Source organism: Azospirillum agricola, assembly GCF_020005195.1.
Lineage (GTDB): Bacteria > Pseudomonadota > Alphaproteobacteria > Azospirillales > Azospirillaceae > Azospirillum > Azospirillum agricola.
In genome coordinates, this window is record NZ_JAIFZR010000004.1 from 1,216,444 (window position 1) to 1,240,593 (window position 24,150).

The window sequence follows — 24,150 nt, forward strand, 5'->3', positions numbered from 1 at the left end:
CATGCCCGCCCTCACGATCATCCGTATTACGGATTGTGTCAACAGCAAGCGATGAGTCCTGTGCGAAGAGGAGATGCGGTGGCGGTGGCTGTCTGCCGTTCGACAGGGTTGGCCGGAATTGTTCGCGGTGCAAATTGTCCAAAAAGCCTTTTCACATTCCGGAAAATTGCGGCGGTGCACGCGGGGGCGGGGCATGATGAGGCATGCCGCCCTTCCCCCCGCTCCTCGTCATTACCGACCGCAAGCAGGCCATCCGCCCCCTGCCGGAACTGGCCGGCGACCTCTTCGAGCTCGGGGTGCGCTGGCTGTCGTTGCGCGACAAGGATCTGCCCGACTCCGTCCGCCTGGACCTCGCCCGTGCGCTGGTCGGTCGGGCGCGACGCTGGTCGGCGCTGGTCACGCTGCACGGCGACCCGGCGCTGGCGCTGGCTGCCGGGGCGGCGGGGGTGCATCTGCCGGATGGTGGCGACACTCCGGACGCGCTCGCGGCGGCGCGGGCGCTGCTGGGGCCGGGGGCGCTGGTCGGCGTCTCGGCCCATGACGCCGCCGGACTGGCCCGCGCGGCGGCCGGCGGGGCCGATTATGCCACCCTGTCGCCGATCTTCCCCTCGGCCAGCAAGCCGGGCTACGGCCCCTGGCTGGAGGCGGACGGGCTGCGGCGGATGGCCGCCGGGGCGGGGCTTCCGGTCATCGCGCTGGGCGGGGTCGAAAGCCCCGATGCCGCCAGGGCCTGCCGGCGGGCGGGGGCTGCCGGCGTCGCCGCGATGGGGCTGGCGATGCGCGCTCCGCCGGCGGTGGCTGGTCTGCTGGCGGCCCTGTCCGCAGCCTCCCCGGAGGGCTGAATCCGCCGGATAGTCCTGGACTTTTCAGGGCATTGGATGCATCTGGTATGTGAGATACGAGAAGCCGACGCACCCCAGATCGGCGTGCCGCGACGCGACCGGTCGCGGCGGGACCTGAAGGACACCGAGGACCATGACCGTTCCATCGCTCAACGTGCAGCCGCTCGACACCGGAACGACCTTCCGCAGTCAGGTCTATCACGCGCTGAAGCAGGCGATCACGGAGATGGACATCTACGACCACAACGAGGAGATCCGCCTCGACGAGCGGCAGCTCAGCGACAAGCTCGGCGTCAGCCGGACGCCGATCCGCGAGGCGCTGACCCTGCTGGAGCAGGAGGGCTTCATCCGCCTACAGCCGCGCCGCGGCATCTTCGTCATCCGCAAGACCAAGACCGAGATCATCGAGATGATCCAGGTCTGGGCGGCGCTGGAGAGCATGGCGGCCCGCATGGCGGCGGAGCACGCCCCGGCCGCCGAGATCCACAAGCTGTGGGATCTGTTCGGCAATTTCGAGAAGCGCAGCCCGAAGGACCATGTCAGCGAGTATTCCGACGCCAACATCGCCTTCCACAAGAGCATCATCCAGCTCAGCGGCTCGAAGCTGATCCAGGACGTCACCGACAACCTGTTCATCCACATGCGGGCGATCCGCAAGCTGACCATCGGCCAGGAGAACCGGGCCGAGCGCTCGATCCACGACCACAAGGCGATCATCACCGCCCTGGAGGAGCGCAACGCCGACCTCGCCGAGCGCCTGGTCCGCGAGCACACCATCGGGCTGGCCGCCCATGTCGAGAAGCACTGCGACTTCCTGAACTGAGCTTTCCAAGGATCGTCATGCCCGGACTTGGTCCCATAGGCGCTACCTTAAGCCCTTCTCCCCTTGCGGGAGAAGGGTTGGGATGAGGGGTGCGGCCCGGCCGAAGGCCGGGAAGGTCGCTTTCCCCCCTCACCCCAACCCCTCTCCCTCAGGGAGAGGGGCTTTAAGTCAGCGCCTATGGGACAAGTCCGGCCATGACGAAGAGGAAACTGCCAAGCTCTTGGCAGCCTCCTGGCAGCCCCTCACACCGTCTCCACCTGCTTCGCCGCCGCCCCGGCCGCGGCCGGCGCATCGTCCTTCGCGTCGATGGTGACGACGCGCAGGCTGTTGGTCATGCCCGGCGTGCCGAAGGGGACGCCGGCGGTGACGACCAGCGGCTGGCCGGTCTCGCCGATCCCGGCGGCGGTCGCGGCGTTGGCGGCGCGGCCGACCATCTCCGAGAAATTCTGCACGTCGTCGGTCCACACCGCGTGGACGCCCCAGGCCAGCGACAGCCGCCGCGCCGTCTCGCGCCGGGCGCTGAGGCCGAGGATCGGCACGGTCGGCCGCTCGCGCGAGGCGCGCAGCGTGGTGGAGCCGGTGGTGGTGAAGGTCACGATTCCGGCGGCGGAGATCGTCTCGGCGATCTGGCGGGCGGCGGCGGTCAGCGCGTCGGGCGCCGTCGCCTCCGGCTTGGGGTGGTCGGCGTCCATGATGCGGCGGTAGAGCGGATCCTTCTCCACCCGGCGGATGATGCGGTTCATCATCGCCACCGCCTCCACCGGGTAGCGGCCCGACGCCGACTCGGCCGACAGCATCACCGCGTCGGCCCCGTCATAGACGGCGTTGGCGACGTCCGACGCCTCGGCGCGGGTCGGGGTCGGCTCGCCGATCATCGATTCCAGCATCTGGGTGGCGACGATCACCGGCTTGCCCATGGCGCGGCTCATCCGGATCATCTTCTTCTGAAGGCCGGGCACGTCCTCCGGCGGCAGCTCGACGCCGAGGTCGCCGCGCGCCACCATCACCGCGTCGGACAGTTCGATGATGCGGTCGAGCGTCGGCAATGCCGCCGGCTTCTCGATCTTGGTCATCACCTGGGCGCGGTCGCCGATCAGCGCGCGCGCCTCCTCGATGTCCTCCGGACGCTGGACGAAGCTCAGCCCGATCCAGTCCACCCCCAATTCCAGCCCGAAGGCGAGGTCGCTGCGGTCCTTCTCCGACAGGGCGGTCAGGGCCAGCGCCGTGCCGGGGACGTTGACGCCCTTGCGGTCGGACAGGGCGCCGCCGGCCAGCACCTCGGTCTCGGCGAAGTCGGCGCCGCAGGCCAGCACGCGCAGGCGGATGCGCCCGTCGTTCAGCAGCAGGTCGTGGCCGGGCTCCAGGCTGGCGAAGACCTCCGGGTGGGGCAGGGCGACGCGGCTCCGGTCGCCCGGCCGGCGGTCGAGGTCGAGGCGGAAGCGGTCGCCGATGACGAGATCGACCGGCCCGTAGCCGAAGGTCCCGACCCGCAGCTTCGGCCCCTGGAGGTCGAGCAGCACGCCGATCGGGCGGCCCAGCCGCTCCTCAGCGGCGCGGATGCGGGCGTAGCGCTCGGCATGCTCGGGCTGGGTGCCGTGGCTGGCGTTGAGGCGGAACACGTTCACCCCCGCCTCGGCGAGGGCGACGATCTGCGCCTCGGTCGAGCTGGCCGGGCCGAGGGTGGCGACGATCTTGGTGCTGCGGTGGAACGGCATGGCGGTTGAGCCTTCCTTGGCCACCCCGGCCTCCGGCTCTCGTGTCGCTGGAGCGGGCGGGGGCGACGAATGCGGTGTCGGCGGGATGCTGGGTTCGCCGGGCCGGGCGGGTCAATCGCAGCGCGGGGCTTTTCCGCATGGTGGCAGGACGGCGGGCATCCGGACGTTACCGTATGGACAGGGCCGTTCCCCACGGTCCACACTGCCAGGCATGACCGTTCCTCCCGCCGAACCCGCCACGCCCCGCCCGGCCGCGGCCCTGATCCCGCTGCGCGACGGCGCCGACGGGCTGGAATGCTTCATGATCGAGCGGCACGGCGCGCTGCGTTTCGCCCCCGGCGCCACCGTCTTTCCCGGTGGCGGGCTGGAGCCGGGGGACCACGCGCCGTCCTGGCGCGCCCTGTGGCCGGGAGCCGCTCCCGACGACCTGCCGTGGCGTGTCGCCGCGCTCCGCGAGGCGTTCGAGGAGTGCGGGATGCTGCTGGCCGAGGCTCCGCCCGATCCCGGCCGGCTGGCGGCCCTGCGCGCCGCCCTGGCGGCGGGAACACCCTTTTCCGGGGCGCTGGCCGGGTCCGGGCTGCTCCCGGCGCCGCATCTTGCGGTGCCCTTCACCCGCTGGGTGACGCCCGACACCCAGGCTCGGCGCTACGACACGCTGTTCCTTCTCGCCCCCGCCCCGCCAGGGCAGGAGCCGGTGGTGGACGGCGGCGAGGCGGTCGCCGGCCTGTGGACCACGCCGCGCCGCGCGCTGGACGAGGCCGCGGCCGGATGCCGCCGTCTGGTCTTCGTCACCCGCATGATCCTGACGCGGCTGGCGGACTGCCCCGGCGTGGCGGCGGCCCTCGGCGAGGCGGAGCGCGCCGACTTGCGCCCGATCGAGCCCCGGCTGGTGGAGACGCCGGCCGGAGCGGTGTTCCGCATTCCGGTTGGATGCGGGTTCGATCCGGTCGACACCCCGGTTGAAAAGGTCACACTTGGGTAAGAATGCGAAAGTTTGACACACTTTCCGCATTGTGAAAATTGCCAGAAAGTGCTGTTGTGCAGTGCGGCCGTTGCCGACAGGCTTCGGTGTGGCAATCCGGACGATCCGGGTGGCAGTGAGAGGGATGCGATCATGGACACGGGCTTGGATGTGAGGGTCATCAGCGCTTCGGCTTGCTCCGTCGCGGCCTCCGTCGTTGCGTTCGGGTCCACGCTCCTCAAACCGGACGCTCCGGATGCCGCCACCTGGATCGCCGAGTTCGGCGCGGGGGCCGCGGGCGGGCCCGCCGATCCCGAGCGGCTGGGCGGCAAGGGCGCCGGGCTGATGGCCATGGCGCGGCTGGGGATTCCGGTGCCGCCGGGCTTCACCATCACCACCGACGCCGGGCAGCGCGTGCGCGCCGCCGGCGACCGCCCGCCGGCGGCGCTGGAGCGGCGCATCGACGCGGCGCTGGCCGCGCTGGAGTCGCGGGCCGGGGCGCGGTTCGGCGGGCGCGAGACGCCGCTGCTGCTGGCCGTGCGCTCGGGCGCCAGGGCGTCGATGCCCGGCATGATGGACACCGTGCTCAACATCGGCCTGAACGACGCGACGGTGGAGGGGCTGGCGGACCGCCACGGCGACGCGCGCTTCGCCTACGACTGCTACCGCCGGCTGATCCAGACCTACGCGCCGGTGGTGCTGGGCGTGCCGGCCCACCGCTTCGACGAGCTGCTCGACGCCCACAAGGCGGCGTGCGGCCTGACCCGTGACGCCGACTTGACGGCGGAGGACTGGCGCACCCTGCTGCCGCTCTACCGGCAGGCGGTCGAGGAGTCCTGCGGCACGCCCTTCCCCCAGGATCCGGCCGAGCAGCTGCGCGCCGCCATCGGCGCCGTGTTCCGCTCCTGGATGAACCCGCGCGCCGTCGCCTTCCGCGCGCTGCACGGGCTGTCCGACGAGGGCGGCACGGCGGTGACGGTGCAGGCGATGGTGTTCGGCAACCGCGACGACCGCTCGGGCTCCGGCGTGCTGTTCACCCGCGACCCCTCGACCGGCGAGCCGGGCCTGTGCGGCGAGTTCCTCGCCAACGCGCAGGGCGAGGACGTGGTGGCGGGGGGCCGCAACCCCGACCCGCTGGCGGCCGGTCAGGAGACGGCGCGCGCGGCGGCGGCGGCCGACCGCTCGATGGAGCGCCGCATGCCCGCCGTCTTCGCCGAGCTGCGCGCCGTCGCCGACCGTCTGGAGCGCGCCTTCGGCGACATGCAGGACATCGAGTTCACGGTCGAATCCGGCCGGCTGTTCATTCTTCAGACCCGGTCGGGCAAGCGGTCCTCGGCCGCCTCGGTGCGCATCGCCGTCGATCTGGCCGAGGCCGGGATCATCACCCGCGCCGAGGCGGTGCGGCGGGTCGATCCCCGCGCGCTCGACGAGCTGCTGCGCCCGGCGGTGGCGGAAGACGCGGCGGCGGACGCGCTGGCGGTCGGGCTGGCGGCCTCGCCGGGGGCGGTGACCGGCCATGCCGCCTTCACCAGCGAGGACGCGGAGCGTTTGGCGGGCACCGGCGTGCCGGTGCTGCTGTGCCGGCCGGAAACCGCGCCGGACGACATCCGCGGCATGCAGGCGGCCGTGGGCATCCTCACCGCGCGCGGCGGCTTCACCAGCCACGCGGCCACCGTGGCGCGCGGCATGGGGCGGCCCTGCGTCGCCGGCGCCCGTGCCTTGCGCATCGACCCGGAGCAAGGCGTCATGACCGTTGGCGGCGTGACGGTGCGCGCCGGCGACCTGCTCACCATCGACGGGTCGAGCGGGATCGTGCTGCTCGGCGCCGCTCCGCTGGTGCGGACCGCGCCGGACGGCGCGGTCGCCCGCCTGCTGGAGTGGACAGCCGCCTGACAGCCCGTTTGCCGGCTATTCCCTGATCTTCTCCAAACATCGTCATGCCCGGCCTTGTGCCGGGCATCCGCACGCGGCCTTGAAGCGCGCCCGTGGATGGCCCGTGGAAGGCCGGGACAAGCCCGGCCATGACGGAAAAGGAGGGGGAACGGAATCAGGCGCGCGTCAATGCCCGGAGATGGGCGGCGCAGCCCTCCGCCAGACCGGCCTCGTCGTAACCGCCCTCGAGGACGGAGACAACGCGGTTGCCGCATTGGCGCTCGGCGACCTCGACCAGCTTGCGCGTCACCCATTCGAAATCGGCGCCGGTCAGGCCGAGCTGGGCCAGCGGGTCGCGGGCGTGGGCGTCGAAGCCGGCGGAGATCAGCAGAAGTTCCGGCGCGAAGGCCTCCAGCGCCGGCAGGATGACGCGCTCGAACGCCTGGCGGAACTCGGCCGAACCGCTGTAGGGCTCCAGCGGCAGGTTGAGGATGTTGTCGGCGACCCCGCGCTCCCACGACGCCCCGGTGCCGGGGTAGAGCGGCGACTGGTGGGTCGAGGCGAAGAACAGGCCGGCGTCCTGGGCGAACATCGCCTGGGTGCCGTTGCCGTGATGCACGTCGAAGTCGACCACGGCGACGCGCGACAGCCCGTGGCGCTCGCGGGCGTGCAGCGCGCCGACGGCGACGTTGTTGAAGACGCAGAATCCCATGGCGCGGGCCGGCTCAGCGTGGTGGCCGCAGGGGCGGACGGCGCAGAAGGCGTTGGTGGCCTCGCCGGCCATCACCGCGTCGACCGCCGCGCAGACCGACCCGGCGGCGCGCAGGATGGCTCCGCGCGATCCCGGCGACAGCAGCGTGTCGCCGTCCAGCCGGTGGTAGCCCTGGACGGGCATGGCGGCGAGCACCGCGTCGACATAGGCGCGGTCGTGCACGCGGGCGAGTTGGCCGACCTCGGCCTCGGGGGCCGGGCGGCGCTCCAGCCCCTTGAACTCGTCGCGGCCGAGAACCTCCCAGACCACGGCCAGCCGGTGCGGCCCCTCGGGATGGCCGGGGCCGGTGTCGTGGGCGAGGCAGTCGGGGTGGGTGAAGATCAGGGTCGTCACGGAGCGCAATCTCCCATGGGAACGCGCCGCCGCCTGCGGTCGGGCATGGCGGCGGCGCGGGATCGGTCGGCGGAACGAAACAGCCGGCGGACCCAATCAGTGGATCGGATGCGCCGTGGCGGGGGCGTTGGCCGGCCGTGGATCCGCGACGGCGCTCAGTTCCTCCAGTTGGAGGCGGGTGAAGTCGCGGGCGCTGACGACGCCGACCAGATGGCCGTCGTCGAGCACCGGCAGGTGGCGGATGTGGTGACGGTCCATCAGGTGCAGCGCGTGGTGCAGGCTGTCCTGCGGCGCGCAGGTGACCGGCGTCCGGGTCATCAGATGGGAGACCGGCATGGTGAGCAGGCCCGACCCGCGCTCCAGCAGCGCGTGGACGATGTCGCGTTCGGACAGCACGCCGGCCAGCGTGTTGCCCTCGGTCCGGCAGACCTCCTTGACCACCAGGGCGCTGATGTTCTCCGCCTTCATCAGGCCGATCGCTTCGGCGACGGTCGCGCCGGTGCGGACGGCGACGACACGGGACTCCTTGGTGCGCAGGATGTGTTCGACCTTCATGGCGTGCCCTCCCTGGAGGTTGGCCCTTGGATGCCGGCGCGCCTTGGCGCCGATGGCGGGGACGGTCGCGCGGGGCGGGCGGTGGCCGCGCCATCAGGACCCGTTGACCGAGAATAATGGTATACCAAATACAGTGTACCAATCAAACAATTTTGCAGCCGGCGTATCGGGTTGCGGGCATCGTCGGGCAAACAGGGATTTTAAAGATATTCCGCGATACGGTATGTTTGTGGTGCATACCTAACGGCGTTGCGGAATGCGCAAGCTGCATATCGGGCATCTGGTGCTTGGTATGCCAAAGCCCTTGTCCCATATGGTGCGGTGCGTCATAAGGAAGACGGCACAAGAAGAAAACATTCCGACCACCGAGGCACTGGAGCGACGAACATGTTGGAAATGCTGGCTCTCTCGCTTGTCCTGTCCGTCTTCGCCGGAACCGTCCACCACATCCTGGCCGCACGGGTCGGCGCCGCCGAGGCCGCCGCCAGCGACTTCACCGCCAGCCGCCTGCGCCGGGCCAACCCGGCGGAAGGCGAGGACGAGGTCCCCGGCCCGACCTGGGCCAGCTTCCCCCGCGCCTTCTGATCCGGTTCCGTTGCCCATAGGAAAAGGCGGCCCCTCGCGGGGCCGCCTTTTCTGTTCGGCCGGCTCGCCTGCCGCGCCGCTCAGTTCAGCGGCAGCACGAGCTGGAAGGCTTTGATGGTCATCCGCTTGCGGTGGTAGAAGCGGTGCGCCTCGCCGCGCTGGACGCCCGAGACGATCTCCAGTTGGGCGCAGCCACGCGCGCGCGCCTCGGCGGCCAACCAGTCGAACAGCTTGTCGCCCAGCCCGTAGGACCGCTTCTGCGAGGCGGTCACCAGATCCTCGACATACATGTAGCGCCCGCGCGACAGCGTCTCGTGAACGCGGAAGCCGCCGCAGCCGGCGACCTCGCCGTCGATGCGCACCAGGGCCAGCGTGTAGCCATCGTCCATCTGCCGGCGCACCTGGGCGCGGTAGACGTCGGCGTCGGCCAGATGGGTCCGCAATTCCTTCATGACCGGAAAGCTGGCCGCGATGTCGGCGTCGTCCCGTGCCAGGACGATCTCGACGGTTTGCTGCTCCATGGCGCTCGTCTCCTTCTTTTGAGGCGTGTCGGTGGGGATGGAAAGGAACCGCCCGGGGGCCCGTGATCCACAGCGGGGAAACGGGTGGCCGTGGTCGCGGGGCCAGGGGTTCGGAGCGTGGCGCGGGTCTGGGTACCGCTCTCGGCCGCACTCTGGCATACCATATGCCAGAGTGCGGCCGAGTCATCAAGGTGGAAAAGGGGCTTCCGACTGATGGGGGTTAAAACAGTTGGGGACGCCACTAATCGGTTTACAAGGGGTCGGCATCTGGTATACCATATTGATAATTCCAGATATGAAGTTCAGAAATTCACGTCTGGCCGGGTTTCAAAACACCCCAAGAAGGGGCTGTGGAGGCCGCGGCGCCGCATTCCGCCGCGCTTCCTCCGCCTTCGAACAAAAGTGCCAAAGCAGGAACATCGAACAAAAACAACGCCCGACCTGGAAGAGAGCACGCTTCAAAGGAGAAACAGAAGAATGAGCCAGTCCCAAACCGGGGCCCAGAACGGGCCTCTCGGTGGCCGCTGGATGCAGCTGGTCATCGGCGTCATCTGCATGTCGATGATCGCCAATCTTCAGTATGGCTGGACCCTGTTCGTCACCCCGATCGAAGAAAAGCACCAGTGGGGCCGCGCGGCGATTCAGGTCGCCTTCACCATCTTCGTCGTCACCGAAACCTGGCTGGTGCCGGTCGAGGGCTGGTTCGTCGACAAGTTCGGGCCGCGCATCGTCGTGGTCGTCGGCGGCGCCCTCTGCGCGCTGGCCTGGGCCATCAATTCCGTCGCGGATTCGCTGGCGATGCTCTATCTGGGCGCCGCGATCGGCGGCATCGGGGCGGGCGGCGTCTACGGCACCTGCGTCGGCAACGCGCTGAAGTGGTTCCCGGACCGTCGCGGTTTGGCAGCGGGCATCACTGCGGCCGGCTTCGGCGCCGGCTCGGCGCTCACCGTCGTGCCGATCGCCAACATGATCGCCTCATCCGGCTATGAAGCCACCTTCATGACCTTCGGTCTCGGCCAGGGCGGCATCGTCTTCCTGCTCGCCTGGTTCCTGGCCGAGCCGCGCGCCGACCAGCTGCCCAAGGTCGACAAGTCGGGCCTCGTGCAGACCCGCCGCAACTACACCCCGCAGGAGATGCTGAAGACCCCGACCTTCTGGGTCATGTATCTGATGTTCGCCATGGTGGCGGCGGGCGGCCTGATGGCGACCGCGCAGCTCGGTCCCATCGCCAAGGACTTCCATCTCGACGGCGTTCCGGTCAGCATCATGGGCCTGACCCTGCCGGCCCTGACCTTCGCGCTGTCGATCGACCGCGTGCTGAACGGCCTGACCCGTCCCTTCTTCGGTTGGGTGTCGGACAACATCGGGCGCGAGAACACCATGTTCATCGCCTTCGCCATCGAATGCGTCGGCATCCTGGCGCTGAACCAATGGGGCCACAACCCGGTCGCCTTCGTCATCCTGACCGGTCTGGTGTTCTTCGCCTGGGGCGAGATCTACAGCCTGTTCCCGGCCTGCTGCGGCGACAGCTTCGGCTCCAAGTTCGCGACGACCAACGCCGGCCTGCTCTACACCGCCAAGGGCACGGCGTCGCTGGTCGTGCCCTTCGCCAACGTCGCCGTGGCCTCCACGGGAAGCTGGCAGGCGGTGTTCTTCTTCGCCGCCGCGGTCAACGCCATCGCCGCCTTCCTCGCCCTGTTCGTCCTGAAGCCGATGCGCGCCCGGCAGATCGCCGAATCCGCTCCGGTCCACGGCAAGCTGGCCACCGAGGGCGCCGACTGAAGGAATCGGGCCCGGTCGCGTCGGGGAGACTGACCGGGCAAGGTCCCCAGAAGGGTCTGCCAACAAACGCACCGACGTTGTGGCCGTTGCCCCGGCCATGGCGTCGGTCGTTTGGCGTTCTGGACGTCCCCCGGTGGACCGTTCGAGTTTCGAGAGCCGCTTCGTCTTCTTGATATTCTGTATACAGAATACGGTTCGGGCGGTCAACGCCCAAATTCGGCGCCCGGAAGCGCCCGGAATTTGGCGACGCAACATTTCACGGGAGGGAATGGATGCTCGGCATGGGTCTTCTCATGATGGCGGGCTTCGCGTCGGGGGCCTTGAACGCGGTCGCCGGAGGCGGCGCCTTCATCACCTTTCCGGCGCTGCTGTTCGCTGGGGTGCCGCCGGTCAGCGCCAACGCGTCGAGCACGGTGGCGCTGTTCCCCGGACAAGCCGCCAGCAGCTGGGCCTACCGGCGCGACATCGGCGCGGTCAGCGAGGTGAACCTGCCGCAGTTCGCGGCGCTCAGCCTGATCGGCGGACTGATCGGCGCCCTGCTGCTGCTGGTGACGCCCAACGCGTTGTTTGCCGATTTCGTTCCCTGGCTGCTGCTGTTCGCCACTTCGGTCTTCGCCGTCGGCCATTACGCGCCGGGCGTGGTGGCGCGGCTGCGGCTCGGCGGGCGCGGCGTGCTGGCGGTGCAGTTCCTCATCTCCATCTATGGCGGCTATTTCGGCGGCGGCATCGGCTTCCTGATGCTGGCGGCGCTGACCCTGTTCGGGCTGCGCGACATCCACGCGATGAACGGGCTGCGCATCCTGCTGGCGATGCTGATGAACGGGGCGGCGGTGGCCGCCTTCGCCGTCTCCGGGGCGGTCTCCTGGCCGGAGACGCTGGCGATGGCGGTGGCGGCGGTGGCCGGCGGCTACGTCGGGGCGCTCGGTGCCAAGCGGGTCGATCCCAAGCGGCTGAAGACCGGCGTCGTGGCGATCGGCGCCGCGCTGACCGCTTATTTCTTCGCAAAGGGGACGTGATCCGCCGAATCCCGCCCCTTTGGCGAGCGTCCCCGCCACGCATTCTCGCGGGTGCCCCCACTTTCTGCGTTGACATACGGTATGTGGTATACCAAACTCCACGCTCAGTTTGAGCAACAGACTGTTGGCCGCCGCTGCAAAGGCTGCCTGGCCAAAAGGGCCGATAACGGGGGAGAGGGATCGGGCATGAAAATCTGCATTTACGGATCCGGCGCCATCGGCGGCTATCTCGGCGTGCGGCTGCACCAGGCCGGGGCGGAGGTCAGCCTGGTGGCGCGCGGCGCCCATCTCGCGGCGATGCGCGAGAACGGCGCGACCTTGATCGTGGGGGAGGAGAAGACGACCGTCCATCCCCGCTGCACCGACAACCCGGCGGAGCTGGGACCGCAGGACTACGTGATCATCGGGCTGAAGGCCCATTCGGTCCCCGGCGTGGTCCCGGCGATCCAGCCCCTGCTGGGCCCGGACACCGCCGTCGTCACCGCCGTCAACGGCATTCCCTATTGGTATTTCCACGGCACCGGCGGCGATTTCGACGGGCGCATCCTGGATTCGGTCGATCCGGGCGGGGCGCAGTGGAACGGCTTCGGGCCGCAGCGCGCCATCGGCTGCGTCGTCTATCCGGCGACCGAGGTGGTGGCTCCCGGCGTCATCCAGCACATCTACGGCGACAAGTTCTCGCTCGGCGAACCGGACGGCTCGATGTCCGACCGGGTGATGGCGCTGTCGAAGGCGATGGAGGCCGGTGGCCTGCGCGCGCCCGTGCTCGACCGCATCCGCGACGAGATCTGGCTGAAGCTGTGGGGCAACCTGTGCTTCAACCCGATCAGCGCGCTGACCCACGCGACGCTGGAGGTGATCTGCGGCGATCCGGAGACCCGCGCCGTCGCCAAGGCGATGATGCTGGAGGCCAAGCGGATCGGCGACCGGCTGGGCGTGCATTTCCGCGTCGACGTCGAGCGCCGCATCAACGGCGCCGGGGCCGTCGGCGCCCACAAGACCTCGATGCTCCAGGACCTGGAGCGCGGCCGCCCGATGGAGATCGACGCCCTGCTGTCGGTCGTCCAGGAGATGGGCCGCATGGTCGAGGTGCCGACCCCGACCATCGACGTGGTGCTGGCCCTGGTGCGGCAGCGCGGCGAGGTCGCCGGCCTCTACACCCGGCCGCAGCCGGCTGACGCGAAGGAACTCGTGCCGTCCGTGGCCGCGCAATAAGGCGGAGGCCGCACACACATCGGAAGATCAGCGGGAAGGGGAGGGGTGTCATGAGAGTCGAGGACATTCTCCGCAAGAAAGGCACGCGCATCGGCATGGTGCGCGTCAACGAGACGGTGGACACGGCCCTGCGTCTGATGAAGACGGAGAACACCGGCGCCCTGGTGGTCAAGGACGTCTGCCGGACCGAGGGCAACACGGTGGTCGGCGTGATCTCCGAACGCGACGTCGTGCGCGGTCTGGTCGACCGCGGGCCGGACGTCCTGAAACAGCCGGTGACGGCGCTGATGACGCGTGACCCCTTCTGCTGCCACCCGTCGGACACGGTGCGCCATGTGCTGAGCCTGATGGACGAGCACGGCATCCGCCATGTGCCGGTGCTGGAGGGCACCACCCTGGTCGGCGTCGTCAGCGTCCGCGACCTGATCCGCCGCCAATTGGAGGACGCGACGCTGCCGCCGAGCGAGGCCTGGAACTACCCGGTCGCCGCCAACCAGTGAGGGGGGCCAGGATCCCCGTGCCCCCACCCTAACCCTCCCCCCGCTCTCGCAGGGGAGGGGACTGCCGCCGCACTTTGACGAAGCTCCCGCACAAGCCCCCCTCCCTTGGCGCAAGCGGGGGAGGGCCGGGGTGGGGCAATTGCGGCCACGCCGCCCGGTGGCGGCCTTCGAAAGCCAAACCGACATGAAGATCGCCATACCCAGGGAGCGCCGCGCGGGCGAACTCCGCGTCGCCGCGTCTCCCGACACCGTCAAGAAATTCAAAGGGCTCGGCCTGGACGTCGTGGTGGAGAGCGGGGCCGGTCTCGGCTCCAGCATCCCCGACGCCGCCTTCGCGGCGGCCGGCGCCGACATCGCGCCGGACCCGGCGGCGACGCTCGCCGACGCCGACATCGTGCTGAAGGTCCAGCGCCCGCTGATCGACGGAGAGGGCGGACCCGACGAACTCGCCCTGATCCGCAAGGGCGCGCTGCTGTTCGCGATCCTGAACCCGCACAACAGCCGCGAGCATGTGAAGGCCTACGCCGAAGCCGGCGTGAACGCCTTCGCCATGGAGTTCATGCCGCGCATCACCCGCGCCCAGGTCATGGACGTGCTGTCGTCCCAGGCCAACCTCGCCGGCTACAAGGCGGTGGTGGACGCGGCCAGCGAGTACGGCCGCGCCTTCCCGATGATGATGACCGCCGCCGGCACCGTGCCGCCGGCCCGCGCCTTCATCATGGGCGTCGGCGTCGCCGGCCTCCAGGCCATCGCGACGGCCAAGCGGCTCGGCGCCATCGTCTCGGCCACCGACGTGCGCCCGGCGGTCAAGGAGCAGGTGCAGTCGCTCGGCGGCAGCTTCGTCGCGGTGGAGAACGACGAGTTCAAGCAGGCGGAGACCGCCGGCGGCTACGCCAAGGAGATGAGCGACGACTACAAGCGCCAGCAGGCGGCGCTGGTGGCCGAGCACATCAAGAAGCAGGACATCGTCATCACCACGGCGCTGATCCCCGGCCGCAAGGCGCCGATCCTGGTGACGGCCGAGCATGTCGCCTCGATGAAGCCCGGTTCGGTGCTGATCGATCTGGCGGTCGAGCAGGGCGGCAACGTCGAGGGCTCCAGGCTGAGCGAGGTGGTCGTCACCGCCAACGGCGTCAGGATCGTCGGCCACGCCAACTACCCGAGCCGCATCGCCGAGAGCGCCTCGCTGCTCTACGCCAAGAACCTGCTGGCCCTGCTCACCGCGCTGCACGACAAGGACAAGGGCGTCACGGTCAATTGGGACGACGAGATCGTCAAGGCCATCGCGCTGACCCGCGACGGCGCCGTCGTCCACCCCGCCTTCGCGGACGCGGTCCGCGAAGCGCAACCCGCTTGAGGAGGCGGATCCCATGGAACACCCGGATCCCGCAGGCAACCTCGCCGCCTTCCGCGACACGCTCGCCTCGCTGACCCAGCAGACCGACGCCCTGTCGGTGCAGGTGGCGCAACTCTCGACATCCCTGCCGGCTCCGGTGGTGGATGTGGCCGGCGGCCATGGCAGCTTCTTCGTGACCGGCCTGACGGTTCTCGTGCTGGCCTGCTTCGTCGGCTACTACGTGGTCTGGCGCGTCACGCCGGCCCTGCACTCGCCGCTGATGGCCGTCACCAACGCCGTCTCCTCGGTCATCATCGTCGGCGCGCTGGTCGCCGCCGGGCCGGGCGGCGTCGACTTCTCGAAAATCCTGGGCTTCCTCGCCGTCATCCTCGCCTCCGTCAACATCTTCGGCGGCTTCCTGGTGACCCAGCGCATGCTCTCCATGTTCAAGAAGAAGGGCAAGTAAACCATGGAAACCTTGTCCGCCCTTCTCTACCTCGTCGCCTCGGTCTGCTTCGTCATGGCGCTGCGCGGGCTGTCCAGCCCGGAAACCTCGCGCCAGGGCAACATCTACGGCATGGTCGGCATGACCATCGCCATCCTCACCACGCTGGCCTCGCCCATCGTCCAGTCCTACTGGATGATCGTGCTCGGCATCGCCATCGGCGGCGGCATCGGCTACGTCGTCGCCAAGAAGATCGAGATGACGGCCCTGCCGCAGCTCGTCGCCGCCTTCCACTCGCTGGTCGGTCTGGCCGCCGTCTTCGTGGCGCTCGCCGCCTTCTACTCGCCCGCGGCCTACGGCATCGGCCTGCCCGGCGCCATCGCCAAGGGCTCGCTGGTCGAGATGGCGCTCGGCACCGCCATCGGCGCCATCACCTTCACCGGCTCCATCGTCGCCTTCGCCAAGCTCCAGGGGCTGGTCACCGGCAAGCCGCTGGTCTTCCCGATGCAGCACCCGCTCAACGCGGCACTCGGCGTGCTGACGCTGCTGCTGATCGTCTGGCTGGTGCAGTCCAACTCCACCACCGCGATGTGGCTGATCGTCATCGTCGCGCTGGCGCTCGGCTTCCTGCTGATCCTGCCGATCGGCGGCGCCGACATGCCGGTGGTCATCTCGATGCTGAACAGCTACTCGGGCTGGGCGGCCTGCGGCATCGGCTTCACGCTCCAGAACAACCTGCTGATCATCACGGGTGCCTTGGTCGGCTCCTCGGGCGCGATCCTGTCCTACATCATGTGCAAGGGCATGAACCGCTCGATCTTCAACGTCATCCTCGGCGGCTTCGGCGGCGAGGCGGCGGCGGCCGGCGGCGCGGCCAAGGGGCCGCAGGGCTCGGTGAAGGCCGGCTCGGCCGAGGACGCCGCCTACATCATGAAGAACGCCCAGTCGGTGATCATCGTGCCGGGCTACGGCATGGCGGTGGCGCAGGCGCAGCACGCGCTGCGCGAGATGGCCGACACGCTCAAGCACGAGGGCGTCGACGTGAAGTACGCCATCCACCCGGTGGCGGGGCGCATGCCGGGCCACATGAACGTGCTGCTGGCCGAGGCCAACGTGCCCTACGACGAGGTGTTCGAGCTGGAGGACATCAACCGCGACTTCGGCACGGCGGACGTCGCCTTCGTGATCGGCGCCAACGACGTGACCAACCCGGCGGCCAAGACCGACCCGGCCAGCCCGATCTACGGCATGCCGATCCTCGACGTGGAGAAGGCCAAGACGGTGTTCTTCATCAAGCGCGGCATGGCCGCCGGCTACGCCGGCGTCGAGAACGAGCTGTTCTTCCGCCCCAACACCATGATGCTGTTCGGCGACGCCAAGAAGGTCACCGAAGAGGTCGTGAAGGCGATGGAGTAAGGGCCGTCGCCTGACTTGAGCGCGCCGCCTTTCCTCTGGGGCGGCGCGCCTTTTTTCGTTTGAGGGTTGGGTGCGCCTTCCGGCTATCCTGTTGGCAGCCACAACGGATTGAAGCCGACGATGTCCCGCAAGTTCGTCTATCTCCTGGCCCTGGCGCGCGAGCGGCATTTCGGGCGCGCGGCGGAGAGCTGCCACGTCTCGCAGCCGACCCTGTCCAACGCCATCCGCCAGCTGGAGGAGGAGCTTCAGGTTCCCATCGTCGAGCGCGGCCAGAAGTTCGGCGGCTTCACCCCGGAAGGGCTGAAGGTGCTGGAGTACGCCCGCCGCATCGTCGCCGAGCGGGACAACCTGAACCACGAGCTGCGCGCCCTGGCCCAGGGCGTGACCGGCCATCTGCGGCTCGGCGCCATCCCCACCGCCCTGCCGGTGATGCCCCATGTGCTGGCACCCTTCGCCGCGCGTTTCCCGCACATCCGCGCCACCGTAACCTCGCTGAGTTCGCGCGAGATCCAGCGCGGACTCGACGAGTTCGAGCTGGACGCCGCCGTCACCTACCTCGACAACGAGCCGCTGAACAACGTCCGCACCCTGCCGCTCTACTCGGAGCGCTATTATCTGCTGGCGCGGCGCGACGACCTGCCGCCCGACGCCATCGCGCAGGGCGCCATCGCCTGGGAGACGGCGGCGGCCCTGCGGCTCTGCCTGCTGACTCCGGACATGCAGAACCGCCGCATCGCCGAGATCGCCTTCCGCATGACCGGCCGGGCGGTCGAGCCGGCGATGGAGACCAACTCCATCGTCACGCTCTACACCATCGTGCGCTTCGGCACCTGCGCCAGCATCGTGCCGGGCCAGCTGCTGACCTTCGTGCCGCCGCTGCCCGAGGTGGTGGCGCTGCCGCTGGTCGATCCCGACCTCAGCTACGTCGTCGGGCTGGCCTACGCCGACCGCGAACCGCCCTCGCAGCTCGCCAAGGCCCTGGCCGGCGCCGCGGCGGAGGACGACATCGCCCACACCGTCGCCGTCTTCACCGCCGAGGCGATGACCCCCTGGCGGCTGGCGATCCGCTGATGGCCTGATGGCGACGCCGTGATAGCGAAAAGCTATCAGCCCATCAGAAAATGAAATTTGCTGGTATACCATATACTCCTGCACTCTCCCCTTACCGGGCGCCCGAAAGAGGGACCGGCGAGGACGACAAGGCAACCCAGGCCAGACGACCAAGGCCAGCCGAGAGCAAGGAGGGATCCCCCGTGAACGCTTGCCAACCGTGGAGCGTCGAGCGCGCCCGAACGATTGTCGCCGACAATCTCCATCTGCGCGGCGCCCTGCTGCCGATCCTGCACGCGCTGCAGGAGGAGTTCGGTTACATCGACGAGCAGGCCATCCCGCTGCTGGCCGGTGAACTGAACCTGTCGCGCGCCGACGTTCACGGCGTGGTGTCCTTCTATCACGAGTTCCGCCGCGAGAAGCCGGGCCGCCACGTCATCAAGGTCTGCCGCGCCGAGGCCTGCCAGGCGATGGGCGCCAACGCGCTGGTCGACCACATCAAGTCGAAGCTCCAGGTCGATTTCCACCACACCACGGCCGACGGCGCCTTCACGCTGGAACAGGTCTTCTGCCTGGGCAACTGCGCCCTGTCGCCCGCCGTCATGGTGGACGAACAGCTCTACGGCCGCGTCACCCCGGCCCGCTTCGACGCCATCGCCGCCGAGACGGCGCACCCGACTGTTCGGCCGGCTGGCCATAAGGAGCGCGCGCAATGAGCGGCCACCTGATCACCGTCTACGTCCCGCGCGACGCCGCCGCCCTGTCGCTGGGCGCCGATTCCGTGGCCGCCGCCATCCGCGCCGAGGCCGCCCGCCGAGAACTGCCGGTCCGCATCGTCCGCAACGGCTCGCGCGGCATGCTGTGGATGGAACCGCTGGTCGAGGTCGAGACCCCGGCCGGCCGTGTCGCCTACGGCTCGGTGACGCCCGAGGACGTGCCGTCGCTGTTCGAGGCCGGCTTCCTCAGCGGCGGCGAGCACCCGCTGGGCCAGGGGCTGACCGAGGAGATCCCCTATTTCAAGAAGCAGGAGCGGCTGACCTTCGCCCGCTGCGGCATCATCGACCCGCTGTCGGTCGAGGATTACCGCGCCCATGGCGGCTTCCGCGGGCTTGAGAACGCGCTGGCGATGACCCAGGCGGAGATCGTCAAGACGGTGACCGACTCCGGCCTGCGCGGCCGCGGCGGCGCCGGCTTCCCCACCGGCATCAAGTGGAACACGGTGATGCAGGCCCCGGCGGACGAGAAGTTCGTCTGCTGCAACGCCGACGAGGGCGACAGCGGCACCTTCGCCGACCGCATGATCATCGAGGGCGATCCCTTCTGCCTGATCGAGGGCATGACCATCGCCGCCATTGCGGTGGGTGCCACCTCGGGCTATGTCTACATGCGCTCGGAATACCCGCACGCGACGGCGACCCTGCGCCAGGCGATCAAGCTCGCCTATGACGAGGGCTGGCTCGGCGACAACATCCACGGCACCAGCCGCACCTTCCACCTCGACGTCCGCGTCGGGGCCGGCGCCTACATTTGCGGCGAGGAGACCGCGATGCTGGAGAGCCTGGAGGGCAAGCGCGGCATGGTGCGCGCCAAGCCGCCGCTGCCGGCGCTGGAGGGGTTGTTCGGCAAGCCGACCGTGGTCAACAACGTGCTGTCGCTCTGCTCGGTGCCGATCATCCTCGACAAGGGCGGCGACTATTACCGCGACTTCGGCGTCGGCCGCTCGCGCGGGACTCTGCCCTTCCAGCTCGCCGGCAATCTCAAGCATGGCGGCATCGTCGAGAAGGCCTTCGGCATCACGCTGCACGAGCTGCTCTACGAGTTCGGCGGCGGCACCATCAGCGGCCGGCCGATCCGCGCGGTGCAGGTCGGCGGCCCGCTCGGCGCCTACCTGCCGCCGGCCCAGTTCGACCTGCCCAAGGATTACGAGGCCTTCGCCGCGCAGGAGGCGATGGTCGGCCATGGCGGCATCGTCGTCTTCGACGACACGGTGGACATGGCGCAGCAGGCCCGTTTCGCCATGGAGTTCTGCGTCGCCGAATCCTGCGGGAAATGCACTCCCTGCCGCATCGGCTCGACGCGCGGCATGGAGACGCTCGACAAGATCATCGCCGGCAAGAACGTCGACGCCAACCTGACCCTGCTGGCGGATCTCTGCGAGGTGATGGTGGACGGCTCGCTCTGCGCCATGGGCGGCATGACGCCCTACCCGGTGCGCAGCGCCGTGAAGCATTTCCCCGAGGATTTCCGCCGCGGCGTCCCCGCCGTGCGCGTCACCCACATCGCCGCCGAATGAGCGCGACCAGGAGCACCGACATGACCCTCACCCATGAGATCGATTACGGCACCCCGGCGCGCCTGTCCCCCAACCTGGTGACGCTGGAGATCGACGGCCGCAGCGTCACGGTTCCCGAAGGCACCTCGGTCATGCGGGCGGCGATGGACGCCGGCATCAGCGTGCCGAAGCTCTGCGCCACCGACAGCCTGGAGGCCTTCGGCTCCTGCCGCCTCTGCATGGTGGAGATCGAGGGGCGGCGCGGCACCCCGGCCTCCTGCACCACCCCGGTGGCGCCCGGCATGAAGGTGGCGACCCAGACCGACCGGCTGGCCAAGCTGCGGCGCGGCGTGATGGAGCTGTACATCTCCGACCACCCGCTCGATTGCCTGACCTGCCCGGCAAACGGCGACTGCGAGTTGCAGGACATGGCCGGCGCGGTGGGCTTGCGCAACGTGCGGTACGGTTTCGACGGCGAAAGTCATCTGAAGGCCGGCAAGGACGAAAGCAACCCGTACTTCACCTTCGACGCCTCGAAATGCATCGTCTGCTCGCGTTGTGTGCGCGCCTGCCAGGAGACGCAGGGCACCTTCGCGCTGACCATCGACGGGCGCGGCTTCGCGTCGAGCGTGTCGCCGGGCGCCAAGGAAAGCTTCATGGACAGCGAGTGCGTGTCCTGCGGTGCCTGCGTCCAGGCCTGCCCGACCGCGACGCTGACCGAGAAGTCGATCATCGAGAACGGTCAGCCCGAGCACAGCGTCATCACCACCTGCGCCTATTGCGGGGTAGGGTGCTCCTTCAAGGCGGAGATGCAGGGCACCACGGTGGTGCGCATGACGCCCTGGAAGAACGGCGGCGCCAACGAGGGGCACAGCTGCGTCAAGGGCCGCTTCGCCTGGGGCTACGCCAGCCACAAGGACCGCATCATGAAACCGATGGTGCGCGAGACGATCACCGACCCGTGGCGCGAGGTGTCGTGGGAGGAGGCGATCGCCTACGCCGCCGAGCGGCTGAAGGCGGTTCAGGCCAAATACGGCCGGGGCGCCATCGGCGGCATCACCTCGTCGCGCTGCACGAATGAGGAGGTGTACGTCGTCCAGAAGATGATCCGGGCGGCCTTCGGCACCAACAACATCGACACCTGCGCCCGCGTCTGCCACTCGCCGACCGGCTACGGCCTGTCGCAGACCTTCGGCACCTCGGCCGGCACCCAGGATTTCCGCAGTGTCGACAAGTCCGACGTGCTGCTGGTGATCGGCGCCAACCCGACCGATGGGCATCCGGTGTTCGGTTCGCGCATGAAGAAGCGGCTGCGCGCCGGGGCCAAGCTGATCGTCATCGACCCGCGCCGCATCGATCTGGTGCGCAGCCCGCACGTCCAGGCCGACCACCATCTCCAGCTCCAGCCCGGCACCAACGTCGCCGTGGTCAACGCCATCGCCCACACCATCGTCACCGAGGGGCTGGTCGACCGTCCCTTCGTCGAGGAGCGCTGCGATCCTGCGGCGTTCGCCAAGTGGGAGGCGTTCATCGCCGAGCCCCGCAACTCGCCGGAGTATCTGGAATCGCGCACCGGCGTTCCGGCCGATCAGGTCCGCGCCGCCGCCCGCCTCTACGCCACCGGCGGCAACGCCGCGATCTACTATGGCCTCGGCGTCACCGAGCACAGCCAGGGCTCCAGCACGGTGATGGCGATCGCCAACCTCGCGATGGCGACCGGCAACATCGGGCGCGAGGGCGTCGGCGTGAACCCGCTGCGCGGCCAGAACAACGTGCAGGGCTCCTGCGACATGGGCTCCTTCCCGCACGAGCTGCCGGGCTACCGCCACGTCTCCGACGACCATGTCCGCCACGAGTTCGAGACCGCCTGGGGCGTCACGCTGGATCCGGAGCCCGGCCTGCGCATCCCCAACATGTTCGACAGCGCGCATGACGGCAGCTTCCGCGGCCTGTTCGTGCAGGGCGAGGACATCGTCCAGTCCGACCCCAACACCCACCACGTCACCTCGGCGCTCGAATCGCTCGACATCGTCATCGTCCAGGACCTGTTCCTGAACGAGACGGCGGCCTTCGCCCACGTCTTCTTCCCCGGCACCTCCTTCCTGGAGAAGGACGGCACCTTCACCAACGCCGAGCGCCGCATCAACCGCGTCCGCAAGGCGATGCCGTCCAAGGTCGGCCGCGACGAGCATTGGGTCGCCTGCGCGCTGGCGACGGCGATGGGCTACCCGATGCACTACGACAACACGGCGCAGATCATGGACGAGATCGCCCGGCTGACCCCGACCTTCCGGGGCGTCAGCTTCGAGAAGCTCGACCGCGTCGGCAGCGTCCAGTGGCCCTGCACCGGATACGAGGACGACGACACCGGCATGGCGATCATGCACGGCGAGACCTTCGCGCGCGGCCTCGGCCGCTTCGTGATCACCGAGTATGTGCCGACCGACGAGCGGACGACCCGGATGTACCCGCTGGTGCTGACCACCGGCCGCATCCTCGCCCACTACAACGTCGGCGCCCAGACCCGCCGCACCGCCAACGTTGCCTGGCACCCGGAGGACGTTCTGGAGATCAACGCGGTGGACGCCGAGGTCCGTGGCGTCAAGGACGGCGATATGGTGTCGCTCGCCAGCCGCATGGGCGCCACCACGCTGCGCGCCGTCATCTCCGACCGCATGCCGGCCGGCGTCGTCTACACCACCTTCCACCACCCGGTGACCGGCGCCAACGTCATCACCACGGAAAATTCGGACTGGGCGACCAACTGCCCCGAATATAAGGTGACGGCGGTGCAGGTGAACCGCAGCAACCAGCCCTCCGACTGGCAGGTCGACTACGCGAAGAACGACGTCGAGCGCAAGCGCATCGCCGCCGCCAACGTGCTGGCCGCCGAGTAGGGGGGAGTATCAGGGCATGACCGCGATGAGTTTGGGTCCCGTCCGTTCCGGTGCGCCGGACATGTGCTCCATCGCCGTGACCGGCACCGGCTTTCCGGCGCCGCGCGGCGGAGGGGATGCGTCCGGGGCGGGTGTGACGTGGCAGATCCCCGAGGAGACCGCGGTCGCCTTCGAGTACAACGGACGCTCGCACGCGGTGATGATGGCGACCCCCGCCGATCTGGAGGATTTCGCGCTGGGCTTCAGCCTGGCCGAGGAGATCGTCGGGACCGCCGCCGACGTCGAGAGCGTGACGGTGCGCGGGACGCCGCTGGGCATGGTCGTCAACATGACGGTCGATCCCCTGCGGCTCATGCGCGGCAGTCTGCGCAGCCGGTCCATGGAGGGGCGGAGCGGCTGCGGCCTGTGCGGCGTGGACAGTCTTGTCCACGCCGTTCGGGAGCCCCGGCGGGTGACCTCGGATCTGTCGGTGGAGCCGGCGGCGGTGGCCGCCGCCTTCCGCGCCCTGCCGGACCACCAGCCGATGAACCGGGCCAACCGTTCGGTCCATGGGGCGGCGTGGTGCGCACCGGACGGGACGATCCGCCTCGCTCGCGAGGATGTCGGGCGTCACAACGCGCTCGACAAGCTGATCGGCGCGGTGGCGGCGTCGGGCGCCGATCCGGCGGCGGGCTTCGTCGTCATGACCAGCCGTTGCAGCTTCGAGCTGGTGCAGAAGTCGGCGGCGGTCGGCATTCCGCTGCTGGCGACCATCTCGGCACCGACGGCGCTGGCGCTGGAACTGGCGCGCAACGCGGGTCTGACGCTGGGCTCGCTGTCGCGGACGGGCGGCGTCGTCCTGTTCCGCTGATCCCATATTGAACGCTGGATGTCAGGGAGACGATCAATGAATCACACCAAGGAGCTGGTCCGGATGGCGAACCAGATCGCCACCCACTTCGCCACCTACCCGCGCGAGGAGGCGGTGGCCGAGACGGCCGGCCACATCCGAAAATTCTGGGATCCGCGCATGCGCGCCGGCCTGCTCGCCCACGCCGAGGCCGGTGGGGCCGACCTGCACGAGGTTGCGCGCAGCGCCGTCGGGGTGTTGCAGCAGGCGCGGTGAGAGCGCCATTTCCAGCGGCCCGCCGGTCGTCGATGATTGATGTTTCCTCCTCGTCATGCCCGGCCTCGTGCCGGGCATCCACGGCCGCAAAACGTCGCCCATGGGTTGCGCGTGGATGACCGGGACAAGCCCGGTCA

Annotated in this window: 22 protein-coding genes; 18 read left to right on the plus strand and 4 right to left on the minus strand. The window is 69.3% G+C overall.

Annotated features, from left to right (window positions below):
- Positions 1–203 precede the first annotated feature (203 nt).
- Positions 204–842: a thiamine phosphate synthase gene (locus JN22_RS13995; protein ID WP_085554476.1), complete on the plus strand. Its 639-nt coding sequence runs from the start codon at positions 204–206 to the stop codon at positions 840–842.
- Between the two features lie 133 nt (positions 843–975).
- A complete protein-coding gene (locus JN22_RS14000) occupies positions 976–1,665 on the plus strand; it encodes a GntR family transcriptional regulator (RefSeq protein WP_085554477.1) in 690 nt (229 codons plus the stop codon).
- Positions 1,666–1,907: 242 nt separating this feature from the next.
- On the opposite strand, the gene pyk is transcribed toward JN22_RS14000, so the two are convergent.
- The gene (pyk, locus tag JN22_RS14005; protein ID WP_085554478.1) at positions 1,908–3,380 is read right to left on the minus strand and encodes a pyruvate kinase; all 1,473 of its coding nucleotides are present in this window, start codon (positions 3,378–3,380) and stop codon (positions 1,908–1,910) included.
- A gap of 211 nt (positions 3,381–3,591) precedes the next feature.
- Between pyk and JN22_RS14010 the strand changes: the two genes are divergently transcribed.
- Together JN22_RS14010 and JN22_RS14015 are read left to right on the plus strand one after the other, a co-directional pair.
- Positions 3,592–4,362, plus strand: coding sequence for an NUDIX hydrolase (locus tag JN22_RS14010; RefSeq protein WP_085554479.1), 771 nt, complete (start codon positions 3,592–3,594; stop codon positions 4,360–4,362).
- A gap of 132 nt (positions 4,363–4,494) precedes the next feature.
- Positions 4,495–6,234 (plus strand): pyruvate, phosphate dikinase, encoded by a 1,740-nt coding sequence (locus JN22_RS14015; RefSeq protein WP_085554480.1) that lies wholly within the window; start codon positions 4,495–4,497, stop codon positions 6,232–6,234.
- A 154-nt stretch (positions 6,235–6,388) separates the two neighbouring features.
- Here JN22_RS14015 and JN22_RS14020 read toward each other — a convergent pair whose 3' ends face one another.
- Complete coding sequence (locus JN22_RS14020) at positions 6,389–7,318, minus strand: histone deacetylase family protein (protein WP_085554481.1); 930 nt, start codon at positions 7,316–7,318, stop codon at positions 6,389–6,391.
- Between the two features lie 96 nt (positions 7,319–7,414).
- Positions 7,415–7,873, minus strand: coding sequence for a CBS domain-containing protein (locus JN22_RS14025; RefSeq protein ID WP_085554482.1), 459 nt, complete (start codon positions 7,871–7,873; stop codon positions 7,415–7,417).
- Between the two features lie 387 nt (positions 7,874–8,260).
- On the opposite strand from JN22_RS14025, the gene JN22_RS14030 reads away from it, so the two are divergent.
- Positions 8,261–8,458, plus strand: coding sequence for a hypothetical protein (locus tag JN22_RS14030; protein WP_085554483.1), 198 nt, complete (start codon positions 8,261–8,263; stop codon positions 8,456–8,458).
- An 80-nt stretch (positions 8,459–8,538) separates the two neighbouring features.
- Here the strand turns inward: JN22_RS14030 and JN22_RS14035 are convergent, their stop codons facing one another.
- Positions 8,539–8,979 carry a GNAT family N-acetyltransferase gene (locus tag JN22_RS14035; RefSeq protein WP_085554484.1) on the minus strand — a complete coding sequence of 147 codons (441 nt, stop codon included), beginning with the start codon at positions 8,977–8,979 and terminating at the stop codon, positions 8,539–8,541.
- Between the two features lie 477 nt (positions 8,980–9,456).
- On the opposite strand from JN22_RS14035, the gene oxlT reads away from it, so the two are divergent.
- From oxlT to JN22_RS14100, 13 genes are all read left to right on the plus strand, one after another.
- The gene (gene oxlT, locus JN22_RS14040; RefSeq protein WP_085554485.1) at positions 9,457–10,761 is read left to right on the plus strand and encodes an oxalate/formate MFS antiporter; all 1,305 of its coding nucleotides are present in this window, start codon (positions 9,457–9,459) and stop codon (positions 10,759–10,761) included.
- A gap of 281 nt (positions 10,762–11,042) precedes the next feature.
- Positions 11,043–11,777 (plus strand): sulfite exporter TauE/SafE family protein, encoded by a 735-nt coding sequence (locus JN22_RS14045; RefSeq protein ID WP_317852926.1) that lies wholly within the window; start codon positions 11,043–11,045, stop codon positions 11,775–11,777.
- Positions 11,778–11,963: 186 nt separating this feature from the next.
- A complete protein-coding gene (locus JN22_RS14050; RefSeq protein WP_085554487.1) occupies positions 11,964–12,992 on the plus strand; it encodes a 2-dehydropantoate 2-reductase in 1,029 nt (342 codons plus the stop codon).
- 50 nt (positions 12,993–13,042) lie between these two features.
- Positions 13,043–13,492 (plus strand): CBS domain-containing protein, encoded by a 450-nt coding sequence (locus tag JN22_RS14055; protein WP_085554488.1) that lies wholly within the window; start codon positions 13,043–13,045, stop codon positions 13,490–13,492.
- Between the two features lie 184 nt (positions 13,493–13,676).
- Positions 13,677–14,849 (plus strand): Re/Si-specific NAD(P)(+) transhydrogenase subunit alpha, encoded by a 1,173-nt coding sequence (locus tag JN22_RS14060; RefSeq protein WP_085554695.1) that lies wholly within the window; start codon positions 13,677–13,679, stop codon positions 14,847–14,849.
- Between the two features lie 13 nt (positions 14,850–14,862).
- On the plus strand, positions 14,863–15,294 hold the full coding sequence (locus tag JN22_RS14065) for an NAD(P) transhydrogenase subunit alpha (protein ID WP_085554489.1): 432 nt from the start codon (positions 14,863–14,865) through the stop codon (positions 15,292–15,294).
- Between the two features lie 3 nt (positions 15,295–15,297).
- Positions 15,298–16,689 carry an NAD(P)(+) transhydrogenase (Re/Si-specific) subunit beta gene (locus JN22_RS14070; protein ID WP_085554490.1) on the plus strand — a complete coding sequence of 464 codons (1,392 nt, stop codon included), beginning with the start codon at positions 15,298–15,300 and terminating at the stop codon, positions 16,687–16,689.
- Positions 16,690–16,809: 120 nt separating this feature from the next.
- Positions 16,810–17,760, plus strand: a complete 951-nt coding sequence (locus JN22_RS14075; protein ID WP_085554491.1) for a LysR family transcriptional regulator — start codon at positions 16,810–16,812, stop codon at positions 17,758–17,760.
- Between the two features lie 182 nt (positions 17,761–17,942).
- Positions 17,943–18,455: a formate dehydrogenase subunit gamma gene (locus JN22_RS14080; protein WP_085554492.1), complete on the plus strand. Its 513-nt coding sequence runs from the start codon at positions 17,943–17,945 to the stop codon at positions 18,453–18,455.
- Positions 18,452–20,032 carry a formate dehydrogenase beta subunit gene (locus tag JN22_RS14085; RefSeq protein WP_085554493.1) on the plus strand — a complete coding sequence of 527 codons (1,581 nt, stop codon included), beginning with the start codon at positions 18,452–18,454 and terminating at the stop codon, positions 20,030–20,032. The genes JN22_RS14080 and JN22_RS14085 overlap by 4 nt, the downstream gene beginning before the upstream one ends.
- 20 nt (positions 20,033–20,052) lie before the next feature.
- Positions 20,053–22,908 (plus strand): formate dehydrogenase subunit alpha, encoded by a 2,856-nt coding sequence (gene fdhF / locus JN22_RS14090; protein WP_085554494.1) that lies wholly within the window; start codon positions 20,053–20,055, stop codon positions 22,906–22,908.
- A 16-nt stretch (positions 22,909–22,924) separates the two neighbouring features.
- Positions 22,925–23,758: a formate dehydrogenase accessory sulfurtransferase FdhD gene (fdhD, locus tag JN22_RS14095; protein WP_223677710.1), complete on the plus strand. Its 834-nt coding sequence runs from the start codon at positions 22,925–22,927 to the stop codon at positions 23,756–23,758.
- A gap of 36 nt (positions 23,759–23,794) precedes the next feature.
- Positions 23,795–24,013: a formate dehydrogenase subunit delta gene (locus JN22_RS14100; protein WP_085554496.1), complete on the plus strand. Its 219-nt coding sequence runs from the start codon at positions 23,795–23,797 to the stop codon at positions 24,011–24,013.
- Positions 24,014–24,150: the final 137 nt, after the last annotated feature.

Excerpts from the sequence above, each read along its gene's own strand:
- JN22_RS14000 (WP_085554477.1), top strand. The coding sequence starts at position 976 with ATGACCGTTCCATCGCTCAACGTGCAGCCGCTCGACACCGGAACGACC.
- pyk (WP_085554478.1), bottom strand. The coding sequence starts at position 3,380 with ATGCCGTTCCACCGCAGCACCAAGATCGTCGCCACCCTCGGCCCGGCC.
- fdhF (WP_085554494.1), top strand. The coding sequence starts at position 20,053 with ATGACCCTCACCCATGAGATCGATTACGGCACCCCGGCGCGCCTGTCC.
- JN22_RS14085 (WP_085554493.1), top strand. The coding sequence starts at position 18,452 with ATGAGCGGCCACCTGATCACCGTCTACGTCCCGCGCGACGCCGCCGCC.
- JN22_RS14035 (WP_085554484.1), bottom strand. The coding sequence starts at position 8,979 with ATGGAGCAGCAAACCGTCGAGATCGTCCTGGCACGGGACGACGCCGAC.
- JN22_RS14055 (WP_085554488.1), top strand. The coding sequence starts at position 13,043 with ATGAGAGTCGAGGACATTCTCCGCAAGAAAGGCACGCGCATCGGCATG.
- JN22_RS14100 (WP_085554496.1), top strand. The coding sequence starts at position 23,795 with ATGAATCACACCAAGGAGCTGGTCCGGATGGCGAACCAGATCGCCACC.
- JN22_RS14075 (WP_085554491.1), top strand. The coding sequence starts at position 16,810 with ATGTCCCGCAAGTTCGTCTATCTCCTGGCCCTGGCGCGCGAGCGGCAT.
- JN22_RS13995 (WP_085554476.1), top strand. The coding sequence starts at position 204 with ATGCCGCCCTTCCCCCCGCTCCTCGTCATTACCGACCGCAAGCAGGCC.
- JN22_RS14050 (WP_085554487.1), top strand. The coding sequence starts at position 11,964 with ATGAAAATCTGCATTTACGGATCCGGCGCCATCGGCGGCTATCTCGGC.
- JN22_RS14060 (WP_085554695.1), top strand. The coding sequence starts at position 13,677 with ATGAAGATCGCCATACCCAGGGAGCGCCGCGCGGGCGAACTCCGCGTC.
- JN22_RS14065 (WP_085554489.1), top strand. The coding sequence starts at position 14,863 with ATGGAACACCCGGATCCCGCAGGCAACCTCGCCGCCTTCCGCGACACG.
- JN22_RS14030 (WP_085554483.1), top strand. The coding sequence starts at position 8,261 with ATGTTGGAAATGCTGGCTCTCTCGCTTGTCCTGTCCGTCTTCGCCGGA.
- JN22_RS14045 (WP_317852926.1), top strand. The coding sequence starts at position 11,043 with ATGGGTCTTCTCATGATGGCGGGCTTCGCGTCGGGGGCCTTGAACGCG.
- JN22_RS14070 (WP_085554490.1), top strand. The coding sequence starts at position 15,298 with ATGGAAACCTTGTCCGCCCTTCTCTACCTCGTCGCCTCGGTCTGCTTC.
- fdhD (WP_223677710.1), top strand. The coding sequence starts at position 22,925 with ATGACCGCGATGAGTTTGGGTCCCGTCCGTTCCGGTGCGCCGGACATG.
- JN22_RS14025 (WP_085554482.1), bottom strand. The coding sequence starts at position 7,873 with ATGAAGGTCGAACACATCCTGCGCACCAAGGAGTCCCGTGTCGTCGCC.
- oxlT (WP_085554485.1), top strand. The coding sequence starts at position 9,457 with ATGAGCCAGTCCCAAACCGGGGCCCAGAACGGGCCTCTCGGTGGCCGC.
- JN22_RS14015 (WP_085554480.1), top strand. The coding sequence starts at position 4,495 with ATGGACACGGGCTTGGATGTGAGGGTCATCAGCGCTTCGGCTTGCTCC.
- JN22_RS14010 (WP_085554479.1), top strand. The coding sequence starts at position 3,592 with ATGACCGTTCCTCCCGCCGAACCCGCCACGCCCCGCCCGGCCGCGGCC.